This is a genomic window from Bacillus sp. m3-13 (assembly GCF_000175075.1).
Lineage (GTDB): Bacteria > Bacillota > Bacilli > Bacillales > Bacillaceae_I > Sutcliffiella_A > Sutcliffiella_A horikoshii_C.
Map to the genome: position 1 here is coordinate 99,894 of NZ_ACPC01000046.1, position 13,463 is coordinate 113,356.

The 13,463-nt window shown below is 41.3% G+C and carries 19 protein-coding genes and 2 pseudogenes; 11 read left to right on the top strand and 10 right to left on the bottom strand.

The window, feature by feature from the left end; translation table 11 throughout:
• Positions 1–407 precede the first annotated feature (407 nt).
• Positions 408–938 (top strand): DoxX family protein, encoded by a 531-nt coding sequence (locus M313_RS0118975; protein WP_010198948.1) that lies wholly within the window; start codon positions 408–410, stop codon positions 936–938.
• A gap of 125 nt (positions 939–1,063) precedes the next feature.
• Positions 1,064–1,249 carry a hypothetical protein gene (locus tag M313_RS0118980; RefSeq protein WP_010198949.1) on the top strand — a complete coding sequence of 62 codons (186 nt, stop codon included), beginning with the start codon at positions 1,064–1,066 and terminating at the stop codon, positions 1,247–1,249.
• Positions 1,250–1,352: 103 nt separating this feature from the next.
• Here M313_RS0118980 and M313_RS24100 read toward each other — a convergent pair.
• The 5 genes and pseudogenes from M313_RS24100 to M313_RS27075 form a co-directional block, all read right to left on the bottom strand.
• Positions 1,353–1,551 (bottom strand): annotated as a pseudogene (locus M313_RS24100) (YfhD family protein).
• Positions 1,552–1,992: 441 nt separating this feature from the next.
• Positions 1,993–2,115 carry a YfhE family protein gene (locus M313_RS25445; RefSeq protein WP_010198963.1) on the bottom strand — a complete coding sequence of 41 codons (123 nt, stop codon included), beginning with the start codon at positions 2,113–2,115 and terminating at the stop codon, positions 1,993–1,995.
• Between the two features lie 104 nt (positions 2,116–2,219).
• Positions 2,220–2,783 carry a GNAT family N-acetyltransferase gene (locus tag M313_RS0118995; RefSeq protein WP_010198965.1) on the bottom strand — a complete coding sequence of 188 codons (564 nt, stop codon included), beginning with the start codon at positions 2,781–2,783 and terminating at the stop codon, positions 2,220–2,222.
• Between the two features lie 235 nt (positions 2,784–3,018).
• A complete protein-coding gene (locus M313_RS0119000; protein ID WP_010198967.1) occupies positions 3,019–4,146 on the bottom strand; it encodes an amidohydrolase in 1,128 nt (375 codons plus the stop codon).
• Between the two features lie 26 nt (positions 4,147–4,172).
• Positions 4,173–5,090 (bottom strand): annotated as a pseudogene (locus M313_RS27075) (TIGR01777 family oxidoreductase).
• A 108-nt stretch (positions 5,091–5,198) separates the two neighbouring features.
• On the opposite strand from M313_RS27075, the gene recX reads away from it, so the two are divergent.
• Entirely contained in the window at positions 5,199–5,999 is an 801-nt protein-coding gene (gene recX / locus M313_RS0119025) for a recombination regulator RecX (protein WP_010198984.1), read from the top strand.
• Between the two features lie 50 nt (positions 6,000–6,049).
• On the opposite strand, the gene M313_RS0119030 is transcribed toward recX, so the two are convergent.
• A complete protein-coding gene (locus tag M313_RS0119030) occupies positions 6,050–6,709 on the bottom strand; it encodes an SDR family NAD(P)-dependent oxidoreductase (protein WP_010198987.1) in 660 nt (219 codons plus the stop codon).
• Between the two features lie 85 nt (positions 6,710–6,794).
• On the opposite strand from M313_RS0119030, the gene M313_RS0119035 reads away from it, so the two are divergent.
• The gene (locus M313_RS0119035; protein ID WP_010198990.1) at positions 6,795–7,139 is read left to right on the top strand and encodes a YfhH family protein; all 345 of its coding nucleotides are present in this window, start codon (positions 6,795–6,797) and stop codon (positions 7,137–7,139) included.
• A 23-nt stretch (positions 7,140–7,162) separates the two neighbouring features.
• On the opposite strand, the gene M313_RS25455 is transcribed toward M313_RS0119035, so the two are convergent.
• On the bottom strand, positions 7,163–7,333 hold the full coding sequence (locus M313_RS25455) for a YpzG family protein (RefSeq protein WP_010198993.1): 171 nt from the start codon (positions 7,331–7,333) through the stop codon (positions 7,163–7,165).
• An 86-nt stretch (positions 7,334–7,419) separates the two neighbouring features.
• Entirely contained in the window at positions 7,420–7,584 is a 165-nt protein-coding gene (locus M313_RS0119045) for a small, acid-soluble spore protein K (protein ID WP_010198995.1), read from the bottom strand.
• A gap of 155 nt (positions 7,585–7,739) precedes the next feature.
• On the opposite strand from M313_RS0119045, the gene M313_RS0119050 reads away from it, so the two are divergent.
• Positions 7,740–8,009, top strand: a complete 270-nt coding sequence (locus tag M313_RS0119050) for a YfhJ family protein (protein WP_010198998.1) — start codon at positions 7,740–7,742, stop codon at positions 8,007–8,009.
• Positions 8,010–8,042: 33 nt separating this feature from the next.
• Here the strand turns inward: M313_RS0119050 and M313_RS0119055 are convergent, their stop codons facing one another.
• Positions 8,043–9,029, bottom strand: a complete 987-nt coding sequence (locus M313_RS0119055) for a metal-dependent hydrolase (RefSeq protein WP_010198999.1) — start codon at positions 9,027–9,029, stop codon at positions 8,043–8,045.
• Between the two features lie 85 nt (positions 9,030–9,114).
• Between M313_RS0119055 and M313_RS24110 the strand changes: the two genes are divergently transcribed.
• Positions 9,115–9,432: a hypothetical protein gene (locus M313_RS24110; protein ID WP_010199001.1), complete on the top strand. Its 318-nt coding sequence runs from the start codon at positions 9,115–9,117 to the stop codon at positions 9,430–9,432.
• A gap of 17 nt (positions 9,433–9,449) precedes the next feature.
• Complete coding sequence (mutY, locus tag M313_RS0119065; RefSeq protein WP_010199003.1) at positions 9,450–10,556, top strand: A/G-specific adenine glycosylase; 1,107 nt, start codon at positions 9,450–9,452, stop codon at positions 10,554–10,556.
• Positions 10,557–10,605: 49 nt separating this feature from the next.
• Here the strand turns inward: mutY and yfhS are convergent, their stop codons facing one another.
• A complete protein-coding gene (gene yfhS / locus M313_RS0119070) occupies positions 10,606–10,830 on the bottom strand; it encodes a mother cell protein YfhS (protein ID WP_010199004.1) in 225 nt (74 codons plus the stop codon).
• Between the two features lie 111 nt (positions 10,831–10,941).
• Between yfhS and fabL the strand changes: the two genes are divergently transcribed.
• The 4 genes from fabL to ntdP all read left to right on the top strand — a co-directional run bounded on the left by fabL (position 10,942) and on the right by ntdP (position 13,146).
• Entirely contained in the window at positions 10,942–11,691 is a 750-nt protein-coding gene (fabL, locus tag M313_RS0119075; RefSeq protein WP_010199006.1) for an enoyl-[acyl-carrier-protein] reductase FabL, read from the top strand.
• Positions 11,692–11,773: 82 nt separating this feature from the next.
• The gene (locus M313_RS0119080; RefSeq protein WP_010199007.1) at positions 11,774–11,977 is read left to right on the top strand and encodes a gamma-type small acid-soluble spore protein; all 204 of its coding nucleotides are present in this window, start codon (positions 11,774–11,776) and stop codon (positions 11,975–11,977) included.
• Between the two features lie 168 nt (positions 11,978–12,145).
• The gene (locus M313_RS0119085; protein WP_010199008.1) at positions 12,146–12,445 is read left to right on the top strand and encodes a YgaB family protein; all 300 of its coding nucleotides are present in this window, start codon (positions 12,146–12,148) and stop codon (positions 12,443–12,445) included.
• A gap of 170 nt (positions 12,446–12,615) precedes the next feature.
• The gene (gene ntdP, locus M313_RS0119090) at positions 12,616–13,146 is read left to right on the top strand and encodes a nucleoside tri-diphosphate phosphatase (protein WP_010199009.1); all 531 of its coding nucleotides are present in this window, start codon (positions 12,616–12,618) and stop codon (positions 13,144–13,146) included.
• The last annotated feature ends 317 nt before the right edge of the window (positions 13,147–13,463 follow it).

Consider the following 13,463-nt stretch of genomic DNA (forward strand, 5'->3'; position numbering starts at 1 on the left):
TATAGGTATTGGGTAACATAATAATTGATGTTTCATGGTGCTAAAGTCATGTATATTTGCAGTTGTGCACAGCCAGTTATCTTGATAGACGGGATATACACACGTTTATCCACATTATCAACAACATTCTGAAAATTTATTCACAAAATACTATTCAGAATTAAGTGATTTATTTATATTAAGATAAAAGGTCGTATTATGATATTTAAGTTATTAACAAAATAAATATTGCGAACAATTTGTGAACTCCATTGTAAAGGATGGAAAATGGATGTATAGTAAAGATAGAAAGTAAGTGAAAAACTTCACAAACTTTCTGAAGCAAAAGTAAGAGAGCTAGCCGGCTAAATTTTTTTACAGGTCATTGTGAAAAACTTAACAAACTAAAATTCTAGGAGGAGTAAATCATGAAATGGTTACGTGGACCGAAAATGGCAATCCTTTGGACAATTTTAAGAGTTTGGTTGGGGGTACAATGGCTAAAGGCCGGTTTGCCGAAAATAGGAACATTTGATGCAGAGGGATTTTTGCACGGCGCCATCGCAAAGGCGGAAGGAGCGCATCCAGCGGTACAAGGATGGTACGCAGCATTTCTTGAGAATGTGGCACTGCCTAACGTTGGTTTGATTAACATTCTAATCCCTTGGGGAGAAGTACTGGTAGGAATTGCACTAATACTTGGTTTAGCAACAATACCGGCACTTATAGGAGCAGCATTTATGAACTTGAACTTCCTGTTGGCCGGAACAGTCAGCACGAACCCGATACTATATACAGCAGCGATACTACTGATTGCAGCAGGTACGGCAGCTACCTTCTATGGGTTAGATCGGTTTGCGATTAGATATATTAAAGAGAAAATGGATGAACGCAAGATGAAACGTAAAGGTGGGAACGGGCGTAAGGCCATGGATGGCGGTTATGTAGCGGCACATTAAATATAGGAGATTGATTTGAGAAAGCGACGTGAGATGTTTTCATGTTGCTTTTTTAGTTTGGGAAAAACAAAAAGGGGATTATTGGATACGTGTAGAATAGAGTAGTAATAAAGGGGGCGGGATTGATGATTTTTTGGATAGTAGTCTCTATCGTTGTTGTATCATTTTTGGTTTTTGGATATATGTTAGATAGAAAAACGGATCGTTATAAATCCATGTCTGATAAGAAGGTGAAGGAAGGCATTGAATCAATCAAGGATGAAGCACAAAGGCAGGGGCCGGCTGATATTACAAAGCATTTGGGACCATGATCTAATATTGGCAAATGGCAGTTACCTGAGGGTAAGTGCTTTTTTTAGTTCATTAAAAAGCCGGGCTTGATTTGGTTTAATCAAGCCCGGCCCAAAAGTGGAACTATCTAAAGGTATCTTTCTTGCTGTTCCGTTTAATTCCAGCTGCTGATGCGCGAGCTTGTGCTTCAAGGATTTCATTATCTGCATGTTGCTCGTTCGCGAATTCTGCATCTTGTGCAACTTTTTTCATGTTCTTAGGTACTTGTGGAAGTGACGATTTGTTTCTTACCACCAGATTGATGTCCGCGTGAACGTCCCATTCGAAACCCCTCCTAAGAATATGCGATAGACATTAGGTACATACGTTTGTTGACCCTTTATGTCTTCTTGAATAGGTTAACCGGAGAAGAGGAGGGTGATGTGAGGGAGATGTTGGAGAGGAAGAAGATGCTGATGGCTGATGGATAATTTGTTACTGTCCAAAAATTTGGTTTTTTTTGCAAATCGCCCGATTATTTCTATTATCGCCCGTAATTTTTAAATTTTCGCCCGATTACTTCAAAAAGTCGCCCGTAAATCTCAATTATCGCCCGTAAAATCGAAAAATCGCCCGATTATGCTCAGATATCGCCCGATTCGAAAATCCGAGCGAGTCAAGTCCTTAGAGCGAGCCCCGGCAAATGAAAAACCCCTTCCCTTTAGAGCTTAACAGCCTTAAGGAAAGGGTCAACCAAGTCAACCAAGTCACCAAGATAAAAAAACTATCTGCGTCTTTCCGTAAAACCTCCAACTCGGTCTGCCATTTTAAACTCACGAGAGTAGGTAACTTCCTGCGTTTTGCTCAATGTAGTTTTTGTTTTTTCACGACGCTTTTTATCATTCATCAAGAATCCCTCCTTACTATCTGCATACCAATAGTTTTAGCTAAAAGGTGGGAAAATATACTAAAAAAACGCCTGCCCCACAACATAGGGCAGACGCGATATTATTATGCTTCTTTTAACTGATGCTCTTCATGCAGCACTTCGTGACCTGTGCGCAGTTTGTATAGTGTATATTGGTCGCGTGAGATTTCGTAAAGATTGTAGATATCTTCTCCGCCGTTAATTTCATCTAACAGGCTTTTCCGGGTTTCATTTGCAAGGACCACATAAGGTAGCTTTTCCGCCGCTTTAGTGGAACGAACATTTACCTTGCGGATGCGCATGAAAATGGATTGAATATCGAGTTCGTAAAAGAGTTCCTCGAAGAATTGATCCTTGGCAGGCTGGTTGTAACCTTTGCCATGGTATGGTTTGCCTAGCCAAGTGCCGAGGAAGCCTGCTCCGTCTTGCACGTCGAAAAGATTGATTGTTCCAATTGGAGTGCCCCACTCATCAAGAATGGTACGTGAAATCAATTCTCCGCGTTCTTCCGCTTCGATGGTTTGTTTTGTTAGGAAAAGAAACTCATCGTAGGAATACGCTTTATGACGCACAAAAGGGAAGACTTCAGGGTGCACCATTAACTCATAAAGAGTTTGAGATTCTTGGAAATCACGTTTTTTGAGCATGTCTAACCCTCCAATTGAGGGCAGAACTGTCACGTTCACGTGAAGACTGGCCCACCCTCGAAATTTTTTAAATTACAAAAAATTTCGGGGTGGGAATCGAACCCACTAGAACCAGTTAAACTGGTGGCGCACCATTTGCCTTCCCTAACATTTTAAACACAAATTGTTAGTTGATTTAATTTTGTTTACCTACGTATCATACTCGATTTTATTTAAAAAAGAAACAACTTTTTTGTTAATTTTTTTGGTAAATTATTTCACCTTCAACCACTGTCATGACAGGCTTTGCGAGGAATTGAAACGGGTGATGAGACCATAGTACCAAGTCGGCATCCTTCCCTGTTTCTATACTCCCGACGCGGTCGGAAACATTAAGGTTTTTAGCAGCTGTAATCGTTATTCCCTCTAGTGCTTTTTGTTCATCTAAACCTTCCCTAACTGCCAATGCAGCACACACGTTTAAATACTGTACTGGGGTATATGGATGGTCTGTTGTAATGGAAACTTCGACACCAGCTTCTGCTAATGCTTGATAGGTTCTCCAGTTTTTGTTTTTCAGTTCTATCTTAGATCTCCTTGTCATTGTCGGACCGACGCAGACTTTCATGTTTCGTCCTCGCAATTCGTTTGCGATTAGATGCCCTTCTGTGCAATGTTCAATCGTAAAACGTAGATTGAATTCATCTGCAAAACGGACGGCAGACATAATATCATCCGCCCTGTGCGCATGGATGCGTACAGGAATCTTCTGTTCAAGTGCCATGACAATGGGCTTTACCCGCAGGTTTTCAGGATTGTCGTAATGTTTTGCCTGATAAAAGGCTTCGCGCAGCATACCCATTATCCCCATACGTGTAATGGAGTCCTTATTGCCCTGACTGTGAATTCGCTTTGGATTTTCTCCAAAAGCAACCTTGAGGCCAGCAGTTTCCTGAATGATCATATTAGAAATGTTCACGCCATGCGTTTTGATAACCGAGGTGGTTCCTCCGATAACATTCGCACTTCCGGGCATAATGTGAACGGTTGTGATTCCATACTGGATGGCATCTTGAAAACCAGGGTCAAAAGGGTGTACTCCATCTAGTGCTCGGATATGTGGAGTCAAGGGCTCGACTGTCTCATTGGCGTCATTTCCCGCCCATCCGGTACCCTCATCATATAAGCCAAGATGTGTGTGTACATCAATAAAACCAGGCATTAAATATTTTTCATTACATTCTATCACTTTCCCGTTCTCCGGGACGGCTAATCTTTTGCCAATCATCTTTATTTTACCGTTTTCGGCAATCACATCTCCGTTATAAATCGGAGGTGAAGTGACGGGGTAGACGGTCGCGTTTCGAAACATAACGATTCCCATAGAATACTCCTAATTTTCTGTCATTACTATGATTGTAATATGTCGGACAGAGCGTCATCAAGATGGGAAAATAAGAAATTATAGCCTTTTTGCTCTAATTTTGCTGGCAACACTTTTTGACCCTCAAGTACAAGCACACTCATTTCCCCCAAGAGCAACTTTCAGAGCGAAACCAGGCGTTGGAAACCAGTGTGGGCGGCCCTTCACTTTTCCGAGCGTTTTACCAAAGTCTTTCATTTGTTTTTGGCTCTGGGGCCACGACATTCACAGGCCCTTCTAACTCTTTATTTTCCAAACAAAAAGCAATTGCACCAACTACATCTTTGATATGCACCCCGGACATCCATTGTTCACCAGAACCGATTTTTCCCTCCAACGAACATTTTGTAAGGAAGCATCATTCTTGGCAGTGCACCTTCGCCTTTGTCCAAAATAATACCAAAACGGGTAAAAACGGTGCGAACACCTTCAGCTTTCGCATGTTCCGCCTTCTTTTTCCCAGGCATAAACGGTCGAAGCAAGAAAGTCAGATCCAGGAGTAGAGTTTTCTTCTGTAAAAGTTTGCGTTTCAGAAGTGCCGTAATAGCCAATGGCACTTGCATTCACCAAAACTTCCGGTTTATTTTTGCATGGAGCCGATAATTCTATTGATTTTCTTTTGTCGAAGAAATGCGGCTCTCAATTTATTTTCTTTTTCTGTTCTTCCGTCCAGCGCCCACTGTTGATGGATTCGCCCGCTAGGTTAAACAAAAGCATCCATTCCATCCAAACTTGTTTCCGGGGAGGAAGCTTCTTTAAGCCACTCTACATAGGTGACATTTGCTTTTTTCCTTTTTATTCGAGCTGTTTCGCGTTAAAATAAAGATAGAATGTCCTTTATCAGTTAAATGGTCTGTCAGAGCTTGACCAACAAGCCCCGTACCGCCAGCAATGGCAATCTTCATCTATATCACCCTCCATAGAGAATATCTTACATACTATATTAGTTCTTTTCCCTAATTATCCTTTATTTAATACGGGCCAATGTGCTATGAAACGGAGTGAGAGCAGAAATGGGTAAAATAACAAAAATATCTGTGCAGCAAAAAAACAAAGAGCGGTTCAATATTTTCTTGGACGAGGAATATGCGTTTGCTGTGTACGAAGGAACGCTAATGAAGTTTCAACTAGTAAAAGGCAAGGAACTAGATGATCTGGATATAGAAGAAATCCTCTTTAGTGATCAAATAAATAAGGCATATCATACAGCTGTCCACTATCTCTCGTTTCGAATGAGAACAGAAAAAGAGATTCTAGACTATTTAAAAGAAAAAGAATATGAACCGTTTGTCGGTAAAGAAATTGTCGTAAGACTAAAGGAGCAGGGCTATTTGAATGACAGGGAATTCACAAACGCGTATGTAAGGACTCAGGTGAACACGACCTTGAAGGGACGAGGCGTCATTGAACAGGAATTACTCGAAAAAGGCGTGAACAAGGAAATTATCCAAGAAGTACTTGAAGCACAATACAGTCAGGAAACAGAGATTGAGCATGCGGTAAAGCTTGTCTTAAAGTATGCACCAAAATATAAGAAAGACTCCTTTAAAATTATGATTCAAAAGGTGGAGCAAGCTTTAATGAGAAAAGGGTACGCTTTTTCTGTTATTAAAATTGCGGTGGAAGAAGCGGAACTTGAAGAAGATACATCTGAAGAGTGGGAAGCAATTGCAAAACAGGCAGAAAAATACCACCGAAAGTACGCAAAACTAGAGGGATACGAATATAAGATGAAAATGAAGGGTGCTTTGTATAGAAAGGGATTTGGAATGGACTTAATTGACCGGTGGCTCGAGGAAAATGAGGGGAATTAGAGAAAAACAGCCGTTTGGGACAAACCTCGTTCCAAACGGCAACTATTAAATCATATTTGTATTTCCAACTTGTCATCCTGAGCAACTATCATTTCCGCCACTTCTCTGGGGGATTTCAACCTAGACTTGTCTTTAATATGATCTGTGTCGTTCCAAAATGGGGTGTCCATTCCGCCCATATAAGTTGCGATAACATGGACTTTTCCCTCTAATTCTTTTTGAAGGCTTTCGGTAAAACCGCGGACTGCAAACTTGCTTGCAACATAGACGCTTTCATTGACCTTTCCTTTTTGGCCGGCAGTGGAGATGATGTTCATGATTTTAGCGTCTTCTCTTTTCAACAATTGAGGAAGTAGTTCCTTCGTCAAAAAAATCGTCCCAAGTACGTTCGTTTGAATCGCTGTTTCGATTTCATCGGAATCTAATTCTGTTAACGGACCAAAGCAGCCTACACCCGCATTGTTCAGTAAATAGTCAACCTCATGTTCTGAGGTGATGATCCCTACAGTCTTTTTAACATCTTCTGCATTGGTTATATCCATTTGATAGGCGAATGCTTTCGTCCCAAGAGATTGAACTTCTTCTTTTACAGCCTCTAAAGGTTCTAACCTTCTGCCTGTCAATATAATTGTGTGACCTTTTTTTGCATATGACAGTGCCAATTCCTTGCCAAGACCTGTGCCTGCACCTGTTATCAGTATGGTATGCATGTACATCACTCTTTTCATAATAGCTTTTTGTAATGTGAGAATCGTGCTATTCTTATTTTATATAGATTTTTTAGGGGGAAAGCAAGTGGAACAGGATAAGCGTTACAGTCAAATGACACCACATGAACTTCATCAGGAAATCGCGACATTAAAAGAAAAGGCGCGAAAGGCCGAACAGCTCGGTATTGTAAATGAATTTGCCGTCCTGGAACGAAAGATCACAATGGCAAAGGCTTATATGTTAGATCCAGATGACTTTAAGCCAGAAGAAGTGTATGAAATAGAAGGAGATCCCGGCGTTCATTTTAAAATTACATATATGAATGGTGTATTTGCGTGGGGACATAGAATGCACGGCGATACCACTAGCAAAGAAGAAGAAGGATTACCAATATCCATGCTTATGAACGAAAAAAGCAAAGAAGCGTGAGGCCTCTTTGCTTTTTTGCTTGACTAAGATCTTTTTCTTGTCTGCACTTCTAAGATCTGGATATTCTGAGCTTGTTGCGTCTCACCGTTTACTTGACGGAACGAGTGCTTGGAATGTGCATTAGGCTGCGGAAACGGATGGTCATTTAACGTAAAAGGATTACTGCGTGATGGCTTGTGATTTTGTTTTGCCATGATAACAACCTCCTATTAGTTGGGTAGATCCGATATTCATAGCGGCAGATAAGCTATAAACACGAAAAAAACCTTATCCACAAAGTTTAGAATGTATCTTCTTCTCTGGCACCAGAAGCACGCATGCGCTCCTGTGGATGCGTATTAATCGTTCCATTAGCACGCTTTGAAGCATATTCAGACTTTGCACGACCTTCCCCTTCAAACTTGTTGTCATTGGGGTTTGGAAAGTTTCTCGCTTTGTTCCTCATGCGACTCGCCTCCTCGGTAAGTGGATGAGGGTACCTTCAGTGAAAAAATCAACCGTAAGATAACCCAACATCTATCTTTAATATTGGATTTTAGATGTGATTATATGTAATGATAAGCATAGTGAAATTAAACCAAACGAAAGCGGAGTGTTACGATGGAGCAATATTTTGAACGATTGGCAGATCGTCTGATGGAAAAGAACTCTGCATTAACATATGATAAGGCGAGAACCTGGGTGGAGCTTTTATGGGAAGATTTTGAGAGCTCCTATGCAAAGGCAGGATATGAATATAAGGGAAAAGACATGACAGAGAGAATGGTCATGCAAATTATTGACCGCCATGGAGACAGCCTTCACGAATTCTTTTCGAATAATCCCAAATACAAGCATCTCTTGAATGCAGATGATCATCTGACACATTAAAAAACCGCTCGGCCCATCGTTTGGGCGGGCGGTTTAGTCTATATTTGGGATTATCTCCAGTTTCGTTCGCAGCTTTTCCTCGCTGAAAATCCATCCTGTGTAGGAGCTAATGATATTCAAATCGTGGTCAAGCTGTACGATGGCCACAAAAGGATAATAATCTTTGCTACGGTACCTGAGGTCAATGAACCGAACCTCATAATGGTCATCATATTCTTCCATTTCCCATCGATAGACTGGAGAGAAGGAAAGAAACGCGGAAACATTGTCGTCGAATTTTGCCGCTTCGATAATGGCGTTTTCCGGAAGCGGTACTTTTTCAAAAGTATCATGTATGAAAATCTGATACTTGACCGCCCGAGCCACGTAAAAATTATCTTTAGTAGTAATTGCGAGATGCCATTGGTTCCAATAAAGTGTCGGTGATATCAAGGTCTGCCTCACACTTGGGATGATTTCCCTCACTTGTTGCAACACTTTTTGCTGCATGCGATATCGCAACACATAATAGGCAATCAATATGCCGTAAATGGCCAAGAATGTGTAGCCAGGGTGAAATCCAGCACCCCAAAGGACTAATCCGGCGATATGAAATCCAAATATGACAGGATCAAAGGTATTAATGATCCCGAGTGCCACCCATCTTTTTGTAAAAGGTCGGAGCGCCTGTGTCCCATAAGCGTTGAAAATGTCGACAAAAACATGAAGGATTACTGCTATAAATGTCCAAATCCATAAGTAAAGAAAATTAGCTTCTGGAATGAACAAATAAATGGCCGGTGCGATTAATAGCGGCCAGAGGCACACAGCCGGAATGGAATGTGTGATTCCACGGTGATTTCTTATATATGTCGCATTATTCCTGAATTTTAAGATGGTATCCGTGTCAGGCGCCTGTGAACCAATTATTGCTCCTATCATGATAGCTGTTGCTGTTTCAGGGCTGCTTGCCACAAATGGATCTATGGTAGCCATGGAACCGATAGCAATACCCATTACAACATGTGTTCCAGTATCCAATGGTCGGCCTCCTTCCGGTTTTTTCGGTGAAACGGATGCTTTTCTCTTTTCTATTTAGTCTGATGCAAAAGGAGTGTTTTCAAACATGATAACAAAACAGTTGCATATTTTCATTCAATATCCTATAAAGGAAACAGTGACTCTTCAATACGAAGAAACGATGCAGCGGGTTCTGCACGCTATGAATCAGATGGGAGCAAATGATTACCGCTGGACAAAAGCCGGTTCTGAAAAAGGAGCTGCTTATTATCGTGAATCTTTCTTACTTCCAACCGAATCACATTATTTTGCCATGAAAGCATTGCGAGGTTCCAGGCAGAGCAACATTTTTCATGAACTGTCCCAATATATTGATACAGAAGCCGGCGCGGTTGAATATATCGGCTTGAAAATTTCTAGCTAACGACATGGAGGTTTATTTTGAAAAAAGAAAGTACCCATCACGAACGACTAGTTGACTTTGATATATATGGTTTTCAACATGATTTAATTACTTGGTTTGAGCGGGAGCAACGACATCTTCCATGGCGTAAAGATCAGGATCCTTATAAAGTATGGGTGTCAGAAATCATGCTCCAACAAACGAAAGTGGACACAGTTATCCCTTATTTTAATTCCTTTATTGAACAATTCCCAAACATCCAAAGCTTAGCGGAAGCAGAAGAGGACAAGGTATTAAAGGCTTGGGAAGGACTTGGCTATTATTCACGTGCCCGGAATTTGCAAAGTGCGGTAAGAGAAGTTCATGAAAGCTATGAAGGCATTGTGCCTAATACGCCTAAGGAAATCTCCACATTAAAAGGAGTAGGACCATACACAACAGGAGCGATTCTTAGCATCGCTTATGGTGTTCCAGAACCTGCTGTCGACGGAAATGTCATGAGGGTATTATCTCGGATTCTTTTGATTAGAGATGATATTGCCAAACCGAAGACCAGGAAAATTTTCGAAGAAGTAATCCGCGATCTTATTTCAAAAGAGAACCCGTCTTTTTTCAATCAAGGGTTGATGGAACTAGGTGCAATGGTATGTACACCAACCTCACCATCCTGTTTGTTATGTCCTGTTCGCGAGCATTGCCGTGCTTTTGCAGAAGGAATTCAGCGAGAACTTCCTGTTAAAACTAAAAAGAAGTCAACAAAGCAGGTAGCACTTGTTGCAGGAATCTTTAAAGATAATGATGGTCGTTTTTTAATTCACCGGAGACCAAGTGAAGGCTTATTGGCAAATCTGTGGGAGTTCCCGAATTTTGTAAAAGTAGATGAGCTTGGAACGGCGAAGCAGCAGTTACAGCAATTGATGAAAACCGAGTATGGTTTAAATGTGGCACCAGGTGAATTTGTATGCGATATTAAACATGTTTTCTCCCATTTAGTTTGGGATGTTAATGTGTATGTTGGAAGATGGGACGGAGAGCTTCTTGAGGGAAGTGATCTTGTTGCGGTTACGGCAGAGGAAATGAAGGAGTTTGCTTTTCCGGTTTCGCATCAAAACATGTGGAAAGAATACCTGAAATCAGTGGAGTAAGCAAAAAATGAGGATCAACCTTTACGGGTTGATCCTTTCCTATTGATGTTTAGTCATAACTTATTCTTGTTCCATGTGTCCAATCTGCTTCGTGGCGCTGAAACCCGCCACGGGCTTCGATTTCTTTCACAATCTCCCTGTGAATGCTCTGTCCCTCTGCATTTAGATAAGGGACCATTTGTTGAAGAGAATGATGAAAGTAAGCAAGTTCAGTATCTTTCCATTCTTTTTTGGAATGCATGGATAATTCGGTCATGTCACGTCCAACGTACATAGCTTTCTGCCTCCTTTATGGCAATGTCTATGCTGTTATTGTTTGATGATTCAATAAGCCTTATACTGAAAGATATTATATAAAGTTTCCATACATAAAGGAGTAGAGAAAATGACAAATAAAGTGGCATTAGTAACGGGAAGCAGCCGTGGAATCGGTAAAAAAATTGCGTTGGAGTTGGCTAAGGATGGCTATAACATTGTCATCAACTATAATCGCAGTAAATCTGCGGCGCAAGAAACAGCTGCTGAAATTGAAGCGCTGGGTGTGAAGGCATTAACCGTGAAGGCGAATGTAGGCCAGCCGGAAAAGATTAAAGAAATGTTTGTGAAAATTGACGAAGAGTTCGGTCGACTTGACCTATTGGTGAGTAACGCTGCATCTGGTGTCTTGCGTCACGTAATGGAACTGGAGGAATCTCATTGGGATTGGACGATGAATATCAACTCCAAGGCTTTATTATTTTTAGCGCAAGAGGCTGCCAAAAGAATGGAGAAGGTCGGCGGCGGGAAGATTGTCAGCATCAGCTCCCTAGGCTCCATTCGCTATTTGAAAAATTACACCACTGTTGGAGTTTCCAAAGCTGCAATTGAAGCATTGACTCGTTATCTGGCAGTCGAGCTTGCAGATAAGAATATTGTTGTGAATGCAGTTTCCGGTGGAGCGGTAGATACAGACGCCTTGAAGCACTTCCCAAATAGAGATGAACTTCTTGAGGATGCAAAGAATAATACCCCTGCTGGACGTATGGTAGAACCTGATGACCTTGTCAATGCGGTTCTATTCTTATTATCAGACCAGGCTAGCATGATTCGAGGGCAGACGATTATCGTGGATGGCGGCCGTTCTTTACTGGTCTAAAATATACAGAAAATATTTTTTTGTTTTTTGTCATAGTTTCCTTCCGAAATGGTTATCTTAAATTTCGTGGAGGTGATAAACAATGGCAAACAACAACCAACAAAACCAAGCAGGTAAAACAGCTTCTGGTACAAGTGTACAACACGTGAAACAACAAAATGCTCAACAAAACCAACAACAACAATACGGTGCTGAGTATGCGAGCGAAACTAGCGCGCAACACGTGAAACAACAAAACGCTCAATCTGCAGCGAAAAAGAACCAACAAAACCAACAACAACAATAATCAAGCAATAACACGAAGCACTCCTTATCAAACCGATAGGGAGTGCTTCTTCGTTGTGGAGGACGAAATTCCTGCTGGGGTCTGACCCCTTTTGCAAATTTTTTTCACTCGACAAAACTTCCCTCTGCTCAACATATGTAGTCAAAGGGTTTGGGGGGCAGGGGGAGAATGTTATGGGTAGAGGGTATGGTATTTGGTAAGGAGGAGGATGTTGTGGTGGATAGGTTTGATGTGGCGGTGGTAGAGCAGTTGAAGACGATGGATAGACTATTGTTACTTCAAGGGGAGATCGAACGGAACGAAAAGGCGATAGAGCAGTTGGAACAGTTAAAGGAGGAAGCTGAAAAGCTAAGAAAACTAAAAGAAGATATTGCAAAAATGAAAGAAGAACTCGCGGAAATTCAATCAATTTTTGAAACACAAACAGAAGAGGCGATTAAATCTTTTCACTTGCAGGAGTCTATTTAAGCGGATATTTTCGTATGAAATAATAGTTTAATTAATACGGTGGAGCTATCTTCTTTTCATAAAGATGGCTCTTTTGTTTTAAAATCTCACGGGAACCGTTATAATAGTAGAAAATGGTTTGCTTTTAGCTGAGAAGTGCGGGCATAAAAATAGAAAGAAGGGGAAGAGGAATGGGTTGTCCCAAAGAAGGTGAAACAATACAAATACATAGCTACAAGCACAACGGTCACATTCATAGAGTGTGGGATGAAACGACTGTGCTTAAGGGGACGCAAAACCTTGTTATTGGTGGAAACGACAAAACCATTGTGACAGAGTCGGACGGTAGAACCTGGGTCACAAGAGAACCAGCAATTTGTTATTTTCATGGAAAGCATTGGTTCAATATCATCGGCATGATTAGAGAAGATGGCGTGTACTATTACTGCAACATTAGTTCACCCTTTATAGCGGATGACGAAGCGTTGAAATACATAGATTATGACTTGGATATAAAAGTGTTTCCGGATATGACGTTTATTTTGCTAGATGAAGATGAGTACGAGAAACATCGTAAAGAGATGAACTATCCAGAGGTAATAGATAAAATCTTGAAGAGTAATGTTCAAACGTTGATCTCCTGGATCAGGCAGCGAAAAGGTCCGTTTGCTCCGGACTTTATTGACTTGTGGTACGAGCGATACCTCACATACCGAGGATAGTTTCATGCAAAAGGCAACTGGTAACTTGATATGCCAGGCCTTTTTTGTTTTATGGCGAGTTAAAGCACCCTTTAATTAATGAGTGTTCTCTAGCTGTTGATTGGAGCACAGGGCGAAGACTCCTCGAAAATGCTACGCATTTTCTTCGTGCGATGTATAGCTGCCGCAGCCTTCCTTGTCCTGAGGGAGATAGCGGTAGCTTGAGACCCAGCAACGAAGTGAGGAGGCTCAAGCACCGCCCCTAGGAAAGCGAAGCCCAGTGCGGAAATCAACAGCGGCGTATTTAAGAAATACATACATGTTTCAAATTGAAAAGC

Coding starts and splice junctions, on each gene's coding strand:
- M313_RS0118975 (WP_010198948.1), top strand. CDS start 408: ATGAAATGGTTACGTGGACCGAAAATGGCAATCCTTTGGACAATTTTA.
- M313_RS0118980 (WP_010198949.1), top strand. CDS start 1,064: ATGATTTTTTGGATAGTAGTCTCTATCGTTGTTGTATCATTTTTGGTT.
- M313_RS25445 (WP_010198963.1), bottom strand. CDS start 2,115: ATGAATGATAAAAAGCGTCGTGAAAAAACAAAAACTACATTGAGCAAA.
- M313_RS0118995 (WP_010198965.1), bottom strand. CDS start 2,783: ATGCTCAAAAAACGTGATTTCCAAGAATCTCAAACTCTTTATGAGTTA.
- M313_RS0119000 (WP_010198967.1), bottom strand. CDS start 4,146: ATGGGAATCGTTATGTTTCGAAACGCGACCGTCTACCCCGTCACTTCA.
- recX (WP_010198984.1), top strand. CDS start 5,199: ATGGGTAAAATAACAAAAATATCTGTGCAGCAAAAAAACAAAGAGCGG.
- M313_RS0119030 (WP_010198987.1), bottom strand. CDS start 6,709: ATGCATACCATACTGATAACAGGTGCAGGCACAGGTCTTGGCAAGGAA.
- M313_RS25455 (WP_010198993.1), bottom strand. CDS start 7,333: ATGGCAAAACAAAATCACAAGCCATCACGCAGTAATCCTTTTACGTTA.
- M313_RS0119045 (WP_010198995.1), bottom strand. CDS start 7,584: ATGAGGAACAAAGCGAGAAACTTTCCAAACCCCAATGACAACAAGTTT.
- M313_RS0119050 (WP_010198998.1), top strand. CDS start 7,740: ATGGAGCAATATTTTGAACGATTGGCAGATCGTCTGATGGAAAAGAAC.
- M313_RS24110 (WP_010199001.1), top strand. CDS start 9,115: ATGATAACAAAACAGTTGCATATTTTCATTCAATATCCTATAAAGGAA.
- yfhS (WP_010199004.1), bottom strand. CDS start 10,830: ATGTACGTTGGACGTGACATGACCGAATTATCCATGCATTCCAAAAAA.
- fabL (WP_010199006.1), top strand. CDS start 10,942: ATGACAAATAAAGTGGCATTAGTAACGGGAAGCAGCCGTGGAATCGGT.
- M313_RS0119080 (WP_010199007.1), top strand. CDS start 11,774: ATGGCAAACAACAACCAACAAAACCAAGCAGGTAAAACAGCTTCTGGT.
- M313_RS0119085 (WP_010199008.1), top strand. CDS start 12,146: ATGTTATGGGTAGAGGGTATGGTATTTGGTAAGGAGGAGGATGTTGTG.
- ntdP (WP_010199009.1), top strand. CDS start 12,616: ATGGGTTGTCCCAAAGAAGGTGAAACAATACAAATACATAGCTACAAG.